Origin of the sequence: Cupriavidus sp. DL-D2 (genome assembly GCF_039710735.1) — a bacterium.
GTDB lineage: Bacteria > Pseudomonadota > Gammaproteobacteria > Burkholderiales > Burkholderiaceae > Cupriavidus.
Genome location: NZ_JBDKXK010000153.1, coordinates 1 through 558, shown reverse-complemented (window position 1 = coordinate 558; position 558 = coordinate 1). Strand labels below are relative to the sequence as shown.

Genomic DNA, 558 nt, shown 5'->3' with positions numbered 1-558 from the left:
TGTAGTGGTCAAGTAATCTTGGACACTTTTTCAGGCAGACCTACTCTTTAAAGCCTCGTACTCGGCCGGCGGCATGTCTTGCGTCGCCGAGTGAAGCCTGCGATGGTTATAGAAGAACAACGCGTAGTCCGTGATGTCCGCCTTCGCCTCCGCGTGATTGCGGTAGGCACGGTCCCTGATGCGCTCGCCCTTGAGTGCACAGAAGAATCGCTCCACCACCGCGTTATCCCAGCAATTCCCCGCCCGGCTCATGCTTGGCGTAATGCCTTCTTTCTGCAGTTTGGCCTGGAACGACAGGCTTGAGTACTGACTGCCCTGATCCGAATGGAACAGCAATCCATCCGTTGGCCTTCGGTTGCCGAGGGCTACGTTCAGTGCCCGTGTGACCAGGCTGGTGTCGGCGCACGCCGAGAAGGCCCAGCCGACCACTCGACGCGAGAACAGATCGATCACCACAGCGAAGTACATCCATCCCTGCTGCGTCCACACGAACGTGATATCGCCCGCCCACACCCGATTGGGTAGCGACACCGTGAACTGCCGGTTCAGCCGATTCGG

Annotated in this window: 1 protein-coding gene; it reads right to left on the bottom strand. The window is 58.8% G+C overall.

The genetic code is table 11. The annotated features are described in order from the left end of the window. Nucleotides 1-30 precede the first annotated feature (30 nt). Nucleotides 31-558 (bottom strand): IS3 family transposase (locus ABDB81_RS30440; protein WP_346814425.1); only part of this gene is annotated, 528 nt, incomplete at its 5' end.